The 14,776-nt window shown below is 68.8% G+C and carries 11 protein-coding genes; 9 read left to right on the top strand and 2 right to left on the bottom strand.

The window, feature by feature from the left end:
* Positions 1-9 precede the first annotated feature (9 nt).
* Positions 10-1,821: an ABC-F family ATP-binding cassette domain-containing protein gene (locus HLH27_RS05180; protein WP_182948415.1), complete on the bottom strand. Its 1,812-nt coding sequence runs from the start codon at positions 1,819-1,821 to the stop codon at positions 10-12.
* A 235-nt stretch (positions 1,822-2,056) separates the two neighbouring features.
* Positions 2,057-2,791 (bottom strand): response regulator, encoded by a 735-nt coding sequence (locus HLH27_RS05175; RefSeq protein WP_182948414.1) that lies wholly within the window; start codon positions 2,789-2,791, stop codon positions 2,057-2,059.
* A gap of 342 nt (positions 2,792-3,133) precedes the next feature.
* Between HLH27_RS05175 and HLH27_RS05170 the strand changes: the two genes are divergently transcribed.
* The 9 genes from HLH27_RS05170 to glpD all read left to right on the top strand — a co-directional run bounded on the left by HLH27_RS05170 (position 3,134) and on the right by glpD (position 14,691).
* Positions 3,134-3,709 carry a sigma-70 family RNA polymerase sigma factor gene (locus HLH27_RS05170; protein ID WP_182948412.1) on the top strand — a complete coding sequence of 192 codons (576 nt, stop codon included), beginning with the start codon at positions 3,134-3,136 and terminating at the stop codon, positions 3,707-3,709.
* Between the two features lie 159 nt (positions 3,710-3,868).
* On the top strand, positions 3,869-4,054 hold the full coding sequence (locus HLH27_RS05165) for a hypothetical protein (protein WP_182948410.1): 186 nt from the start codon (positions 3,869-3,871) through the stop codon (positions 4,052-4,054).
* A 90-nt stretch (positions 4,055-4,144) separates the two neighbouring features.
* Positions 4,145-5,857 (top strand): sensor histidine kinase, encoded by a 1,713-nt coding sequence (locus tag HLH27_RS05160; protein ID WP_246375498.1) that lies wholly within the window; start codon positions 4,145-4,147, stop codon positions 5,855-5,857.
* 89 nt (positions 5,858-5,946) lie between these two features.
* Positions 5,947-7,701 (top strand): thiol reductant ABC exporter subunit CydD, encoded by a 1,755-nt coding sequence (gene cydD / locus HLH27_RS05155; protein ID WP_182948407.1) that lies wholly within the window; start codon positions 5,947-5,949, stop codon positions 7,699-7,701.
* Positions 7,688-9,385, top strand: a complete 1,698-nt coding sequence (gene cydC, locus HLH27_RS05150; RefSeq protein WP_182948405.1) for a thiol reductant ABC exporter subunit CydC — start codon at positions 7,688-7,690, stop codon at positions 9,383-9,385. Before cydD ends, cydC begins: the two co-directional genes overlap by 14 nt.
* A gap of 318 nt (positions 9,386-9,703) precedes the next feature.
* Positions 9,704-10,078, top strand: a complete 375-nt coding sequence (locus tag HLH27_RS05145) for an OmpA family protein (RefSeq protein WP_182948403.1) — start codon at positions 9,704-9,706, stop codon at positions 10,076-10,078.
* Positions 10,079-10,100: 22 nt separating this feature from the next.
* Positions 10,101-11,966 carry a DNA helicase RecQ gene (gene recQ / locus HLH27_RS05140; RefSeq protein ID WP_246375496.1) on the top strand — a complete coding sequence of 622 codons (1,866 nt, stop codon included), beginning with the start codon at positions 10,101-10,103 and terminating at the stop codon, positions 11,964-11,966.
* Between the two features lie 4 nt (positions 11,967-11,970).
* Positions 11,971-12,750, top strand: coding sequence for a DeoR/GlpR family DNA-binding transcription regulator (locus HLH27_RS05135; protein ID WP_182948401.1), 780 nt, complete (start codon positions 11,971-11,973; stop codon positions 12,748-12,750).
* A 375-nt stretch (positions 12,751-13,125) separates the two neighbouring features.
* Positions 13,126-14,691, top strand: coding sequence for a glycerol-3-phosphate dehydrogenase (gene glpD / locus HLH27_RS05130; protein WP_182948400.1), 1,566 nt, complete (start codon positions 13,126-13,128; stop codon positions 14,689-14,691).
* The last annotated feature ends 85 nt before the right edge of the window (positions 14,692-14,776 follow it).

Genomic DNA, 14,776 nt, shown 5'->3' with positions numbered 1-14,776 from the left:
CGGCGGGCTTCAGGACGAACCCAGCGACTCGCGCAGCATTTCCAGTTCCAGCCACCGTTCCTCGGCCGCCGTCAGGTCGGCCTCGGCGCGGTCCAGTTTCTCGGTCGTCGCGGTGAAGGCCGCCGGGTCGCGGGCGTAGAGGCCGCCATCCGACAGGATCGTCCGCAGGCGGCCGATCTGTTCCTCCAGGGTCGCGATCTGGCCGGGCAGGCGGTCCAGCGCGTGCTGGTCCTTGTAGGACAGTTTGCGCGCCGGGCCCTTTTCCGAGCGTTTCTGTGCCGGTGCGGAGGCGCCGGCCTCGGCGCGCCGGTCGCCCCGGCCCGCCGGAGCCATGCCCCCGCGCTGGGCCAGCATGTCGCTATAGCCGCCGGCATATTCAACCCACCGCCCGGAGCCTTCCGCCAGCAGCACCGAGGTCGCCACCCGGTCGAGGAAGTCGCGATCGTGGCTGACCAGCAGCACGGTGCCGGCATAGGCGTCCAGCATCTCCTGCAACAGGTCCAGCGTTTCCAGGTCCAGGTCGTTGGTCGGTTCGTCCAGCACCAGCAGGTTGGAGGGGCGGGCGAGGGCGCAGGCCAGCATCAGCCGGCCCCGCTCGCCGCCCGACAGGGCGCTGACCGGGGTCCGGGCCTGTTCCGGACGGAACAGGAAATCCTTCATGTAGCCGATGACGTGGCGTTTCTCATTGCCGACCTGGACCATGTCGCCGCCGCCGCCGGTCAGCGTATCGGCCAGGGTGCGGGCCGGGTCGAGCGTCCGGCGCTGCTGGTCGAGGGTGACGACGGACAGGGCGGTGCCGATTCGGATTTCGCCCGAATCGGGCTGGTCCTGGCCCGTCAGCAGCCGCAGCAGGGTGCTCTTGCCCGCGCCGTTCGCGCCGACGATGCCCAGCCGGTCGCCGCGCAGCACGCGCAGGTCCAGCCCGTCGATGACCGTGCGGGCGCCGTAGGCCTTGTGCACGCCCTCCGCCACCGCGACCAGCTTGCCGGACAGGCCGTCCTCGCTGGCCTGCATCTTCACCCCGCCGGGGGCGCGCACGGCCTCGCGTCGGGCCTGGCGGAGGGCCGCGAGCTCGCCGACGCGGCGCACGTTGCGCTTGCGCCGGGCGGTGACGCCGTAGCGCATCCAGTCTTCTTCGCGCGCGATCTGGCGGTCCAGCTTGTGGGCGTCGCGCTCTTCCTGTTCCAGCACCTCTTCGCGCCAGGATTCGAAGCGGGCGAAGCCCTGGTCGAGGCGCCGCGTTATGCCGCGATCCAGCCAGACGACGCTGCGGGACAGGGTTTCCAGCAGGCGGCGGTCATGGCTGATGATGACCATGGCCGACGACAGGGACAGCAATTCGCGTTCCAGCCACTCGATGGTCGGCATGTCGAGATGGTTGGTGGGCTCGTCCAGCAGCAGCAGGTCGGGTTCGGGTGCCAGCGCCCAGGCGAGGGCGCAGCGGCGGGCCTCGCCGCCCGACAGGGTGGCCGGGTTTTCCTCGCCCGTCAGGCCCAGCTCGCCCAGCAGAAGGGCGGCGCGGTGATCGGGCCCGTCGGGCGGCATGCCGGAGCGGACATAGTCCAGCGTGGTGGCGAAGCCGGACAGGTCGGGTTCCTGCAACAGATAGCGCACGGTGGTGCCGGGCTGGAGGAAGCGCTTGCCGTCGTCGGACGCCAGTTCGCCGGCCGCGATGCGCAGCAGGGTGGATTTCCCGCTGCCGTTCCGCCCGACGAGGCAGATCCGTTCGCCGGCCGAGACGCCGAAGCCGGCACCGTTGAGCAGCGGGGCGCCGCCGAGCGTCAGGGTGATATCCTGAAGAAGAAGGAGAGGAGGCGACATGACCCGGGTTCTGGACCATGGCTAGCCCCGCGCGCAAGGGGGAAAGCCAGTCGGGAGAAGACGGCGCGCCGGGAACGCGTGCCGGACCGTGACGCGAAACCTGCCTCAGAGAGGCGGGCTGGCGAGTGGGAGCGGCCCGCAGGGCCGCGGCCGGCGTGTGGCCTACATGGCCGTGAGCACCGGCGCACAGGGAACGCGCGCCGGACCGCCGCCAGCGCGCCTCTCAAGGCAGGTCTCAGTTGATCCGGGGGCCGCCGGTTACGGCTTGGTAGGTGGCGATGGCCAGGGTCATCGGCTCGAACGGCTTGGTGATGACGAAGGCGGGTTCGATCGCCTCGCCCGTCAGCAGGCGTTCCGGGTAGGCGGTGACGAAGATGACGGGGGCCATGTGGTGGCGCAGGATGCTGGTGACGGCGTTGGCGCCGTCGCCGCCCGCGCCGAGATTGATGTCCGCTAGGATCAGGCCGGGTTTGGTCTGGCGGGCCAGTTCCACGGCGTCGGCCTCGGTCGCGGCCACGCCGGCGACCTGGTGGCCGCACCAGCGGACCAGGTCCTCGATATCCATCGCGATGATCGGCTCGTCCTCGATGATCAGGATGGAGGTCTGGGCGACCTTGCGCAGCCCGGCATGGGCGCGGGCGAGGATCTCGGCGGCCTCGGCCTCGCCCAGGTCCACGATCCGCGCGGCGTCGGCGATCGTCAGTTCCTCCAGCGACGTCAGCAGCAGGAGCTTGCGCTCCAGAACGTTCAGCGTTTCGGCCTCGGAGGCCGGCGCCTGCCGGAATTGCCGCGAGATCCACTGGTACAGGGATTGTCGCGCCGGCATCGGCCCGGCTTCCGTCGCGGCCAGTCCCCGCAGGCTTTCGGCCACCAGAAGATCGCCGCGGGGCTGGCTGCCCGTCAGGGCGCGGGCGTATCGCCTGGCATAGGGAAGGGCCCGGATCAGATCCTGCCGCCGCGAGAGGGGCATTGAACGGTCAACTCCACAGGGAACATGTTACGTTGTGGATCATGACAGCGTTAGATTTGTCCGCAAGAGGAACTAGAGACCGGGCTTGCCCTTCGTCCGGCGACCGTGTCACGGTCGCGACATCGGGACCATGCAGGGGATGCCGCGCGAGACCGCGTGACGCGGTGCATGCAATCAATGAGGCGCGTGCCCAGATGCTGCCACAATGAGCCCTAAAGATGATCATAATGGGTTTTTCACGGTGGATTAGGGTTTTCTAAACGCTTCTCACGCCTTCGTCATGATTAAAACGCAGCCCAGACATTACACTGATGCGAGTTTTGGCAAGCGAGGAACAGAATAATGGCACATAATTTCCATGATCAGGTCATCGCGATCCTCCCGCGTCTGCGCGTTCAGGCGCTTGCCCTGACCCGGAACCGAACGATGGCTGAAGACCTGGTGCAGGATGCCGTGTGCAATGCGCTGGCCGCCCAGGACAGTTTCATCCCCGGGACCAATTTTTCCGCCTGGATGCACCGCATCCTGCGCAATCGCTTCATTTCCGACCTGCGCAAGCGGCGGGAGACCACGGATATCGAGGATATCCCCGCGTCGGTGCTGGCGACCACGGCCCCGCATGAGGACCGGCTGGCGCTGAAGGACCTGGCGATGGCTCTGGATCGGTTGCCGGAGGACCAGCGGGAGGCGCTGATCATGGTGGTGCTGCACGGCATGAGCTACGAGCACCTGGCCGAGGCGACCGGATGCGCGGTGGGTACGGCCAAGAGTCGGGTCTTCCGTGCCCGCCGGCAGCTGGAAAGCTGGATGATCGGCGAGGACCACGATGCGCCGCAGGTCAAGGCGCGGGTGGCCCGGCTGCGCGGCCTTCTGGCGGCGCGGACGGCCCCGCGCAAGCCCGAAGCGGCACGCACCTGATCCATCCCTCGGCAACCCTTCGCTTCCCTGGCGGTTAATTCCTGAGTCGGACGGCTGGACGGTAGGACACGGGCTGTTTTACTGTCCGCCGACATCGGCATGATGGGGACGCAGGTTTCAGAGGGTTGGCGGGGTATTAGTGGATCTCAGGGATCATCAATGACGTCCCGCAAGGATTCCCGTCCGACGCGGCCGTCGAAAACCAGCAAGACCACCCAACGGGACGATCCGTTCGAGCTTTGGCTGAAGCGTGGGCTGCATGACCTTTTCGATGGAGTTGCTTCCGAGCCTCTTCCCGAGGAGTTGCTGCGGCTGATCGAAGAAGACCGCAAGACCAGGGGTTAGATGGACAAGGGGGGCGGTCGGAACAGGTCGAGGCGCGGGATACCGTATGGCGGCTGGCTCTTCCGGCTGTTCGGGACGGTCAGCGCGCGGATGATTGCCATCATCCTGTGCGCGGCCGGGCCGATGGCCGTTATCGCCAGCCTCCAGGCGTGGAACAGCTATCGCCATACGCTTGAGGCGCCGGCGTTCCGGGCCGATATGGCGGTCAGCCGGATCGATCTGGAAGTGCGCCACGATGTCGATCATATCGGGGCCCTGCTGTCTTCGGTCAGTCGCATGTCGCTGGACGAGGAAGGGTTTGTGCGGACCCTGCAGATGGCGCGCTCGCTGACCGGGGAATTCTATCGGCTGGCCTTGCTGGACGACCAGGGGCGGGTGCTGCTGGCGGTCAATGGCGACACGCTGCTGCCCTTGCCCGACCAGGTGCCGTACGAGGACCTGCCGCGTTTCAGCGGCGACGTGCGGGTGGTGCCGCTCGATATCCCGGGGGCGAACACGGGCCGGCGTTCCTATATCCGGGTCACGGTTTCCACATCGATCGCCGATTCTCTGGGGGCCATGCGATCGGGCTTCCTGACCGCCGTCATGCCCGTGATCTGGAGCCGTCACCATCTTCAGATCGGCGATCCCCGGCTGGATTTCATGCAGAAGGAAGGGGCGATCGACGCCTGGATCATCGGGCGCGATTACACGGTCCTGCCCTTGTGCGACGATTGCGCGCCGGCCGGGCCGCCGCCGCCGGATGTGCTGCGCTGGATCGGGGCCATGACCTCCGTCCAGCGCGGGACCCGGCAGACCCTGAGCGTCGGGGATGCCGCCTTTGCCTTCGGCCCGATCGAGGGCGGCGTGGCGGCGCTGACGATGACCCGCCGCAATCCGGCCGAAACCCATGCGCTGGTCATGTTCGTGATCTGGCTGTTTGTCATCGTCAGCCTGCTGGGCTGCTGCCTGATCGTCGTGACCCAGAGCGCCAATGCGCTGCTGGTCGCGCCCCTGCGCCGGCTGACCGGTTCGGTCGAGCGGTGGCAGGCCGATGGCGGCGTGTTCGATGCACAGGCGAGCGGGGTGATGCCCGTTGAAATCCGCCAGCTGGCACGCGCCTTTACCCAGGCGACCCGCAGCCTGGCCCGCGACGAGCGGCGCCTGGCGCGCGCGGCGGTCAGGCAGGAGCTGCTGCTGAAGGAGATGCATCATCGGGTGAAGAACAACCTGCAGATCGTTGCATCGCTTCTGAATCTGCAGGCAAACCGCATTCGGCAGGCCGAGGCGCGCGAGGAGTTCGCGCAGGCGCGCGACCGGGTTCGGGCGCTGGCGACCCTGCATCGGTACCTGTATGCCGAAGGCGAGCTGTTCAGCATGAACATGGAGCATTTCGTCACCGAATTATGCAGCCAGATCATGCAGGCGGCGGGACATGCGGGCGGCGGGCGGCTGGGCCTGTCGGTGCAGGCGGCGACGCTGGAGCTGAAGCCCGACCAGGCGGTGCCGCTGGCCCTGATCATTACCGAGATCGTCAGCAACGCCATCAAGCATGCCTTTGCCGACGGGCGGCGCGGCACCATTTCCGTGGTGCTGGAGCGGGTCGAGCCCAGACAGGCGCGGCTGGACATCGCCGATGACGGGATCGGGCTTGCCGGCGGATACCGGGTGCCGGAGGAAGAGCGGAGCGGGATCGGCATGCAGCTGATCCGCGGCTTCGCGCGGCAATTGTCCGGCAGCCTGAAGATCGTCGAGGAGGACGGGACGCGCTATATCCTGCTGTTCCCGCTGAACGAGGACGAACCGGGCGATCTCGTCCGCTGAATCCGCATGGCGGGTGGCCGGATGGCGGGGGCGATTCCCGATCGGGAATGGGTGTCCCTGGCTGGGCGCTTCGATTATAGGTCGCGGTCATGAGCGGTGACAAAATGGTGATGCGTGCCTGGACACGGGCGCAATCGCGCCTGGGGCGCAGGCAGGCAATGCCCGTCATGGCCTGCGGCATGCTGGCGGGGCTGGTTGCTGTCGGCCAGGCATGGTGCGTGGCGGCAATCCTGGCGAAGGGGCTGGTCGGCTCCGGCATGGCCGCATGGCCGGGCGCCGGCAGCCTTCTGGCGGCCCTGGCGGGGCTGGCGGTGCTGCGCGCCCTGTTCATGGCCGGCGGAGACGTCTTCGCGGCACGGGCCGGGCGTAGTGCCCGCAGGCGGCTGCGCAACGCGGTGCTGGAGGCCATCCTGCGGGGCGGGCCGGCCCTGTTGCGGCGGCGGCACAGCGCGGAACTGACGGCCCTGGCGGTGGACCGGATCGAGGCCCTGGACGGGTTTTTCGCGCGCTGGATTCCGGCCTCGGTGCTGTGGGTCGCGGTGCCGGGGCTGATCGCGGCGCTGGCGGCGCTGGTGCAGCCGGGGGCGGCGGGGATCATGATCCTGTGCGGCCTGGCCGTGCCGGTGGGGCAGGCCGTCTTCGGCATCGGGGCGGCCGTGGCGTCGCGCAACCAGTTTCTGGCCATGACGCGCTTGCAGGCCCGTTTTCTCGACCGGGTGCGCGGCATTGCCACCATCGTGCTGCTGAACCGTGCCGATGACGAGGCGGGGCGCCTGGCGCAGGCTGCCGACGAACTGCGTCGGCGGACCATGAAGGTGCTGCGGGTGGCGTTTCTGTCGTCGGCGTCGATCGACTGCGCGATGGTGGTGGCGCTGGTGCTGATCGTGGTGCGGGATGGCGGGATCGTGGCGGTGCTTCGCCAGGGTGGCGCGTCGGGCCCGCTGGCCGAGGCGGCGGCGCGCAGCCTGTTCGTGTTGCTGCTGGTGCCGGAATTCTTTGCCCCGCTGCGCGCGCTGGCCCTGGCCTATCAGGACCGCGCCCATGCGTCCGGTGCGGCCTCGGCCATGGGCGAGCTGCCGGAGGGGACGGCGGCGGATACGCCGGCCGGCGATGCGGTGCCCCATCTGTCGGACGATGGGGTGTCGGTGGATTTCGAGCACGTCACCTTCGCCTGGGATGCCGCGCGCGGGCCGGTGCTGACCGACCTGAGCTTCAGCGTCCGGGCCGGAGAGATCCTGACCCTGGTCGGGCCCTCGGGCGCCGGCAAGTCGACGATCATCGAGATGCTGCTGGGCTTTATCGTGCCGGATAGCGGCCGTGTGATGGTGGGGGGCGTGGATCTGGCCGCCATGGCGCCCGCGACCCAGTCCGGACTGATCTCGTGGATCGGACAGAAGCCGGTGCTGTTTGCCGGCACGCTGCGCGAGAATATTCTCTTTGCCCGCCCTGATGCGGATGAGGCGGCCTTGCGCGCCGCCCTGCGCGCGGCATCGGTCGACCGCTTCGCCGCCGACCTGCCCCAGGGGCTGGACACGCCGATCGGTGAAGGCGGGTTCGGCCTGTCGGGCGGCCAGGCGCAGCGAGTGGCGATCGCGCGGGCCTATCTGAAGGACGCGCCGCTGCTGCTGCTGGACGAGCCGACGGCGCATCTGGACCCCGAGACCGAGCGCGAGATCTTTGCCAGCCTGCGCATTCTGGCACAGGGCCGGACGGTAATCCTGTCCAGCCATGCGGCCGGGGTGCGGGCGTTTGCCGGTCCGTGCCTCGACTTGGGGGCGTTGCGGTGCGCGGAACAGGTGACGGGCCAGATGGCACCCGCCGAGGAGGGGCATGTCCATGTCTGAGAGATCCCTCTCCGGCCGCGCGGCCGAGGATCGTGATGGCCTGACCCCGGTCCTGCGCATTCTTGGATTATGGAAGGTGCGCGCGCCCCGGCTGCTGGCGGGGGGCGTGCTGTCGCTTCTGGCGCTGATGGCCGGGCTGGTGCTGATGCGCGGCGCCGGTGCGCGCATCGGGGGGCTGGTCTTCGGCGGTGCGGTCGCCGGGCTGGTGCTGCTGCGCGCCTCGGGCGTGGCGCGGGTGGTGCTGCGCTATGTCGAGCGGCTGGTCACGCACGATGCGATGTTCCGGGCGCTGGCCGATATTCGCGTCTGGTTCTTTCGCCGGCTTGCGGGCGGGGCTGCCGCCGGGCTGGGGTTCCGCCGGGCGGGGGACCTGCTGTCGCGCCTGGTGTCGGATGTCGAGGCGCTGGACGGGCTGTATCTGCGGATCATGGTGCCGCTGGCCGGGGCGTGTGTGGTCCTGCCGTTTCTGGTGATGGCGGTTCTGCCGGTCGATCCGGGGCTGGCGGTGATCGTCGACGGGCTGTTCATGGTCGGGGCCTTCGTGCTGCCGCTGGCGGCGGCGCTGATGGGGCGGCGCGAGGCCGCGATCCTGACGCATCGGCTGGCGGACCTGCGGGTCGGCGTGCTGGACCTGGTGACGGGGCTGCGCGAGATCCGTGCCTTCGGGGCTGAAGGGCGCATGGTGTCACACGCGCGGGCACGCGACGACGCGCTGTTGCGGGGGCAGGCGCGGCAGGCGCGGCTGCTCGCGATGATGGGCGGGGCATCCTATCTGTGCGGGCAGGCGGCGGTGCTGGCGGTGCTGGCGGCGATCCTGGGCGTGGGGCTGGGGCCGATCCCGGCGGCGCGCGGGGTGGGGCTGCTGTTTCTGGTGATCGCGGGGTTCGAGAGTGCGGGCGGCCTGACGCGGGCGGGGGCGCTGGCCGGCGGCATCAGCCGCGCGGCGGCCCGGGTGGTCGCGGTGGGCGAGACGGACGGACCGCCGGTCAGCGTGGGCACGCGGCCGGCACCGTCGGGCACCGATATCCGCTTCGAGCAGGTTTCGTTCCGCTGGCAGGCGGATCGTCCGGCGGTGTTCGACGGTTTGACGCTGGAGATCCGGCAGGGGGCGCGGGTGGCGATCCTGGGGCCGTCCGGGATCGGCAAATCGACCCTGGCGGCGCTGCTGCTGAAGGTTGCGGCGCCGGATGCGGGGCGGATCCTGCTGGGTGGCGAGGATCTGGCGACGCTGGAGAGTGGGTCGGTACGGCAGCGGATGGCGTGGCTGTCGCAGGCCACGCATCTGTTTGCCGATACGATCCGCGCCAATCTGCTGCTGGGCCGGCCCGATGCGACCGAGGCCGATCTGTGGACGGCGCTGGATCGCGCGCAGGTGGGCGATGTGGTCCGCGCGCTGCCCGAGGGGCTGGATGCGTGGCTGGGCGAGGGCGGGGCGTCGCTCTCGGGCGGTCAGGGGCGACGGATCGCGCTGGCGCGGACCCTGCTCTCCGACGCGCCGATCCTGATCCTGGACGAGCCGGCGACCGGCCTGGATGCCGAAACCGAGCGCGAATTCCTGACCACGCTCTACGACGTGACGGCAGGCCGCACGGTGATCCTGATCGCGCATCGCCTGGTCGGCGTGGAAAAACTGGACCGCGTCTGGCGCCTGTCGGACGGAAAGGCGGTCGCGGCTTCTGTGTGAACGCATTGAGGGCGTCCATTTCATCAAGGGACGTACGGCGTTTATGCCCCCAGACGGGTTCTGGTGAGCGAGAGCGGCCCGGTACGGGCCGCGCCCGGCGTGCGTTTCCGAGCACCGAAGCGGAGCGGCCTTACGGGCCGTGAGCATCGGAGCACAGGAAACGTGCGTCGGATCGCCACCAGAACCCGTCTGGGGGCATAAACAGTTGACGTGGGGGTGGGTAGGGGGCACCAAGGTTCCCTGTCCATATGTCGCTGACTTTCCCGCATTGTTGGCGGCGGATTCATCCGTAAGCCGGTTAAGCAAGGGGATCTGCCGATGCGTCGCCTCTCTCTATTCCTGGGATTGTGCCTGCTGGCGGGATGCGCCGATGGTCCGTCGCGGAAATATGTCGTCTTCTTCACCCGTGATTCCACGGCGCTGGAAGATCCGGCCGTGTGGGTGGTGCAGCATGCGGCGGAGCAGGCGGCGCATTATCCGCAATCGGTGGTGACGGTCGAAGGCTATGCCTCGGCACATGGTGACCTGTCGGCCGATGCGCTGCTGGCGATCGATCGGGTGAAGAAGGTTTCGGGGCAATTGGTGGCGGACGGGGTCAGGGCCGAGCGCATCCGGCAGCGGCCGCGCGCGCCCTCGAACGAGGACGGCGCCGTCGGGTCGCGCCGGGTCGAGATCGAGATTGCAGCACCCTGACGCCCCCCTCGTGGACCCTGTGATGGTATCGCCCGCCGCCGGCATGGCGGCGCCCGAGCGGGAGGATACGCCCCGGGCGATCCTGTCCCGTGTGTTCGGATTCCCCGATTTCCGCGGCCTTCAGGAAGAGGCGGTGGAGGCGGTGATGGCCGGGCGCGACTGCCTGGTGCTGATGCCGACCGGCGGGGGCAAGAGCATCTGCTACCAGGTGCCGGCGCTGGCGCGCCCGGGCACCGGGTTGGTGATTTCGCCGCTGATCGCGCTGATGGACGACCAGGTGGCGGCGTTGCGGCAGGTCGGCGTGAATGCCGGGGCGCTGCATTCGGAACTGGAGCCCGATGATGCGGCGCGGGTGCGGGCGGACCTGGCGGCCGGGCGGCTGGATATCCTGTATGTCTCGCCCGAGCGGCTGCTGTCGCCGGGCACGCTGGACCGGCTGTCGCGGCTGACGATCTCGGTGATCGCGATCGACGAGGCGCATTGCATCTCGGCCTGGGGGCATGAATTCCGGCCGGAATACCGGGCGCTGGCCAGCCTGCCCGAGCATTTTCCCGGTGTGCCGCGCATCGCGCTGACGGCGACCGCCGACCCGCGCACGCAAAGCGATATTCTGGACGCGCTGGCGATGCCCGATGCGCTGGTGCTGCGCGCCAGTTTCCATCGGCCCAACCTGGATATCGCGGTGCGGCCGAAGACGTCGGAACTGCGCCAGGTGCTGGAGGTGCTGGGGCGGCATGCGGGCGAGGCCGCGATCGTCTATTGCGGCAGCCGCAACAAGACCGAGCGCGTGGCGCGGTCGCTGGCCGAGCGCGACTGGCCGGCGCTGCCGTTCCATGCCGGGCTGTCGCCGATCGAAAAGCGTGCGGCGCTGGCCCGCTTCCGCTCGGGCGAGCCGGTGGTGATCGTCGCGACCGTGGCCTTCGGCATGGGGATCGACCGGCCGGACGTGCGGACGGTGGTGCATCTGGACATGCCCTCGTCGCCCGAAGCCTATTACCAGCAGATCGGCCGTGCCGGCCGCGATGGTGAGAAGTCGGAGACCGTGCTGCTGTATGGCGGCGACGATATCGCGCGGGCGCGGCACTGGCTGGAGCAATCCGCCGCGCCGGAGGCCCAGAAGCGGATCATGAGCGGCCGGCTGGAAGCGATGATCACCCTGACCGAGACCACCGGGTGCCGGACCCAGGCGCTGCTGGGTTGTTTCGGCGAGACGCTGGCCACGGCGTGCGGGCATTGCGACAATTGCCGCAATCCGGTCGCCTCGTTCGACGGGACGGTCGAGGCGCAGAAGGTCCTGTCCACGATCTATCGCATCGGCCAGAAATTCGGCGCCGTGCATGTCGCGTCCATCCTGCGCGGCAAGGTGAACGAGATGGGGGCGCGCTACAGCCACGACCGGCTGAGCGTGTTCGGTATCGGCCAGGACCGGCCGGAGCAGTTCTGGCGCGGAGTGATCCGCCAGCTGATCGCGCGCGGGGCGATTCGCGTGACCGGGGACTATAACGCGCTGGCGCTGAACGAGCCGGTGGCCCGCCCGATCCTGCGCGGCGAGGAAAAGGTGCTGCTGCGCGACGATCCGGTCGAGGAACTGAAGACCACGCGCGGCGCGCGGTCGGGCAGTGCCGGCCGGGCGGCCACCGCGCGACCGGCGGTCAGCCTGCCGCCCGAGGCCGAGGGGCCGTTCGCCGCCCTGCGCGCCTGGCGGCTGGGCGAGGCGCGCGAGCAGGAAATTCCGCCCTATGTGATCTTCCACGATGCCGTGTTGCACGACATCGCGATCGAGCGCCCGGCGACGCTGGACGAACTGGGGCGGATCAAGGGCGTGGGGGCCTCCAAGCTGGACCGCTACGGTGACGCCGTGTTGCAGGTTCTGGCCGAGGCCGGCTGAGCCCATGGCCGGGGTGCCGACCGACGAACGCTATCGCGAGATCCTGTCGCTGGTGCGCGCGCGCGGCTATGTGGCCAATGAGGAACTGGCGCAGCGGCTGCGTGTGGCGGTGCAGACGATCCGCCGCGATGTGAACCATCTGGCCGGGATCGGGCAGTTGACCCGGCATCACGGCGGGGCGGGCCTGGTCTCGTCGATCGAGAACATCGCCTATGCCGAGCGGCAGATCCTCAACCGGCGGGAAAAGGAAGTGATCGGCCAGATCGCGGCCCGCGAAATTCCGGACCATTCGTCGCTGTTCATCAATATCGGCACGACGACCGAGGCCTTTGCGCGCGCGCTGCGGCACCATCAGGGGTTGCGGGTGATCACCAACAACCTGCACGTGGCCTCGACCCTGGCGCCCGAATCCAGCTTTCGCGTCGTGGTCGCGGGCGGCACGGTGCGGTCGTATGACGGGGGCATTACCGGCCCGACCGCAACCGCGATGATCGACCAGTATCGCGCCGATTTCGGCGTGATCGGCATCAGCGGCATCGAGGAAGACGGCACGCTGCTGGATTTCGACCTCGATGAGATCGACCTTGCGCGAGCGATCATGCGCAATGCCCGCACCGTGTTCCTGCTGGCCGATCACACCAAGTTCGGGCGGCGGCCGATGGGGCGGGTGGGGCATCTGTCCGACGTCCACGCGCTGTTCACCGACCGGCCACCACCGCCATCGGTGCGCGCAGTGCTGGAGCAGCACCAGGTCGCCCTCCACATCGCTGGTGTTGGCCCGTAAACGCGGGCTGGTGGCGATCCATCGCGCGATTCCTGTGCTTCGATACTCACGGTCCGTAAGGCTGCTCCGCTTCGGTGCTCGGAAACGCGCGTTGGGTGTGGCGCTTTGCGGCCGACTCGCTGGTTCGCGCGTATTTTTGGGGAAATGTCCTTGGAATCCGCGCGGTCCGCGCGGAATTCTGGCTCTTCGGTGTTCGGGATCGGTATTTTTGGCGCCTTTCCCGAACGCGTGAAGGTGTTCTAAAGCGAACATCGCGGCCTGGTTTCATGACAATGTGGTCAGGTTTTATGGGTTCCGAACCGCGCCGGATCGCTTCGTTTTGCGTTGATTTCTCCTTTTATGTTCGTTTACGAACATCTCCAGGAGGAACGAGCCATGTTGTCCGATCCATCGCGCGGGGCGAATGCCGCGCAGCAACCCTATGACCTGCTGATTGTCGGGGGCGGTATCAACGGCGTCGGCATCGCGCGGGATGCCGCCGGGCGGGGGGCGTCGGTGCTGCTGGTGGAACAGCATGACCTGGCGTCCCATACCTCGTCCGCCAGCACCAAGCTGATTCATGGCGGGTTGCGGTATCTGGAATATTACGAATTCCGCCTGGTGCGCGAGGCGCTGATTGAGCGCGAGCGGCTGCTGGCGATCGCGCCGCATATCATCTGGCCGCTTTCGTTCGTGCTGCCGCATTCGAAATTGGTGCGGCCGGCGTGGATGCTGCGGATGGGCCTGTTCCTGTACGACCATCTGGGCGGGCGGATGACGCTGCCGCGCTCGCGCGGGGTGCGGCTGGACCGGGACCCGGTGGGCAAGCCGCTGCGGTCGGATTATCGGCGGGCCTTCATCTATTCCGACGGGCGGGTGCTGGACAGCCGGCTGGTCGTGCTGAATGCGATGGATGCGCGGGCGAAGGGCGCCGATATCCGCACCCGCACCGCGCTGGTTGCGGCCCGTCGCGTCGATGGGGTGTGGGAAGCGACGATCGAGGATGCCGCCGGCCGGCGAACCGTGCGCGCGCGCGGCGTGGTGAATGCCGCCGGCCCGTGGGTGGAGCGGGTGCTGCGCGACACGCTGGCGATCCGGACCTCCAAGCAGGTCCGGCTGGTCAAGGGCAGCCACATCGTGGTGCCGCGCTGCTTCGAAGGCGAGCAGGCCTATATCTTCCAGAATCCGGATCGCCGGATCGTGTTCGCCATCCCGTACGAGCGGGATTTCACCCTGATCGGCACCACCGACATTCCGTGGGCGGCCGATCCGGGCGAGGTCCGGATCGCCGACGACGAGGTGCGCTATCTGTGCGAGAGTGTGAACCGGTATTTCCGCAAGCCGGTCACGCCCGAGGATGTCGTGTGGTCCTATGCCGGGGTCCGGCCGCTTTATGACGATGCGGCGCAGAATGCCTCGGCCGTGACGCGCGATTATGTGCTGGATGTCGACGCGCCGCCGGGCGAGGGCGCGCTGCTGTCGATCTTCGGCGGCAAGATCACGACCTATCGCCGCCTTGCCGAGCACGCGCTGGAAAAGCTGGCCCCCAGCCTGCCGGTTCTGGGTGGGCCGGGATGGACGGCCAGCCAGCCCCTGCCGGGCGGCGACCTGGGTCCGGGCGGGTTCGATTCCGCCGTGGCGCGCCTACGGGCGCATGCGCCCTTCCTGTCGGCGGACGATGCGTGGCGGCTGGTGCGCAATTACGGCACGCTGGCGTGGGAGATACTGGGGGACGCGCAACGCCCGGCCGACCTGGGCGAGGATTTCGGCGGCGGGCTGACGGCGCGGGAGGTCGAGTATCTGATCGCGCAGGAATGGGCCGTGACGGCGGAGGATATTCTGTGGCGGCGGTCGCGCCAGGGCCTGCATGTCGACGCGGCGGGCAGGGCGCGGCTGGAACGCTATCTCGAAACCCGGGGCGACGTCGCGTCGCGGGACAGCCGGCCTGCCATGGCCGGCTAGGACCAGGCGCGTCCGGACGGGTTGCCAGCCAGGCCGGACGCGACCATGGGACCAGAGACCCCAAGAGCAATAACCCGAAAACCAA

The organism is Gluconacetobacter takamatsuzukensis, assembly GCF_014174275.1.
GTDB lineage: Bacteria > Pseudomonadota > Alphaproteobacteria > Acetobacterales > Acetobacteraceae > Gluconacetobacter > Gluconacetobacter takamatsuzukensis.
The sequence above is the reverse complement of the archived record's forward strand: the minus strand, read 5'-3'. Positions and strand labels throughout refer to the sequence as shown.

What these genes read in the sequence shown, in the direction of transcription:
- glpD (WP_182948400.1), top strand. Translation starts at nt 13,126, where the DNA reads ATGTTGTCCGATCCATCGCGCGGGGCGAATGCCGCGCAGCAACCCTAT.
- HLH27_RS05145 (WP_182948403.1), top strand. Translation starts at nt 9,704, where the DNA reads ATGCGTCGCCTCTCTCTATTCCTGGGATTGTGCCTGCTGGCGGGATGC.
- HLH27_RS05170 (WP_182948412.1), top strand. Translation starts at nt 3,134, where the DNA reads ATGGCACATAATTTCCATGATCAGGTCATCGCGATCCTCCCGCGTCTG.
- HLH27_RS05160 (WP_246375498.1), top strand. Translation starts at nt 4,145, where the DNA reads ATGATTGCCATCATCCTGTGCGCGGCCGGGCCGATGGCCGTTATCGCC.
- HLH27_RS05135 (WP_182948401.1), top strand. Translation starts at nt 11,971, where the DNA reads ATGGCCGGGGTGCCGACCGACGAACGCTATCGCGAGATCCTGTCGCTG.
- HLH27_RS05165 (WP_182948410.1), top strand. Translation starts at nt 3,869, where the DNA reads ATGACGTCCCGCAAGGATTCCCGTCCGACGCGGCCGTCGAAAACCAGC.
- cydC (WP_182948405.1), top strand. Translation starts at nt 7,688, where the DNA reads ATGTCCATGTCTGAGAGATCCCTCTCCGGCCGCGCGGCCGAGGATCGT.
- HLH27_RS05180 (WP_182948415.1), bottom strand. Translation starts at nt 1,821, where the DNA reads ATGTCGCCTCCTCTCCTTCTTCTTCAGGATATCACCCTGACGCTCGGC.
- cydD (WP_182948407.1), top strand. Translation starts at nt 5,947, where the DNA reads ATGAGCGGTGACAAAATGGTGATGCGTGCCTGGACACGGGCGCAATCG.
- recQ (WP_246375496.1), top strand. Translation starts at nt 10,101, where the DNA reads ATGGTATCGCCCGCCGCCGGCATGGCGGCGCCCGAGCGGGAGGATACG.
- HLH27_RS05175 (WP_182948414.1), bottom strand. Translation starts at nt 2,791, where the DNA reads ATGCCCCTCTCGCGGCGGCAGGATCTGATCCGGGCCCTTCCCTATGCC.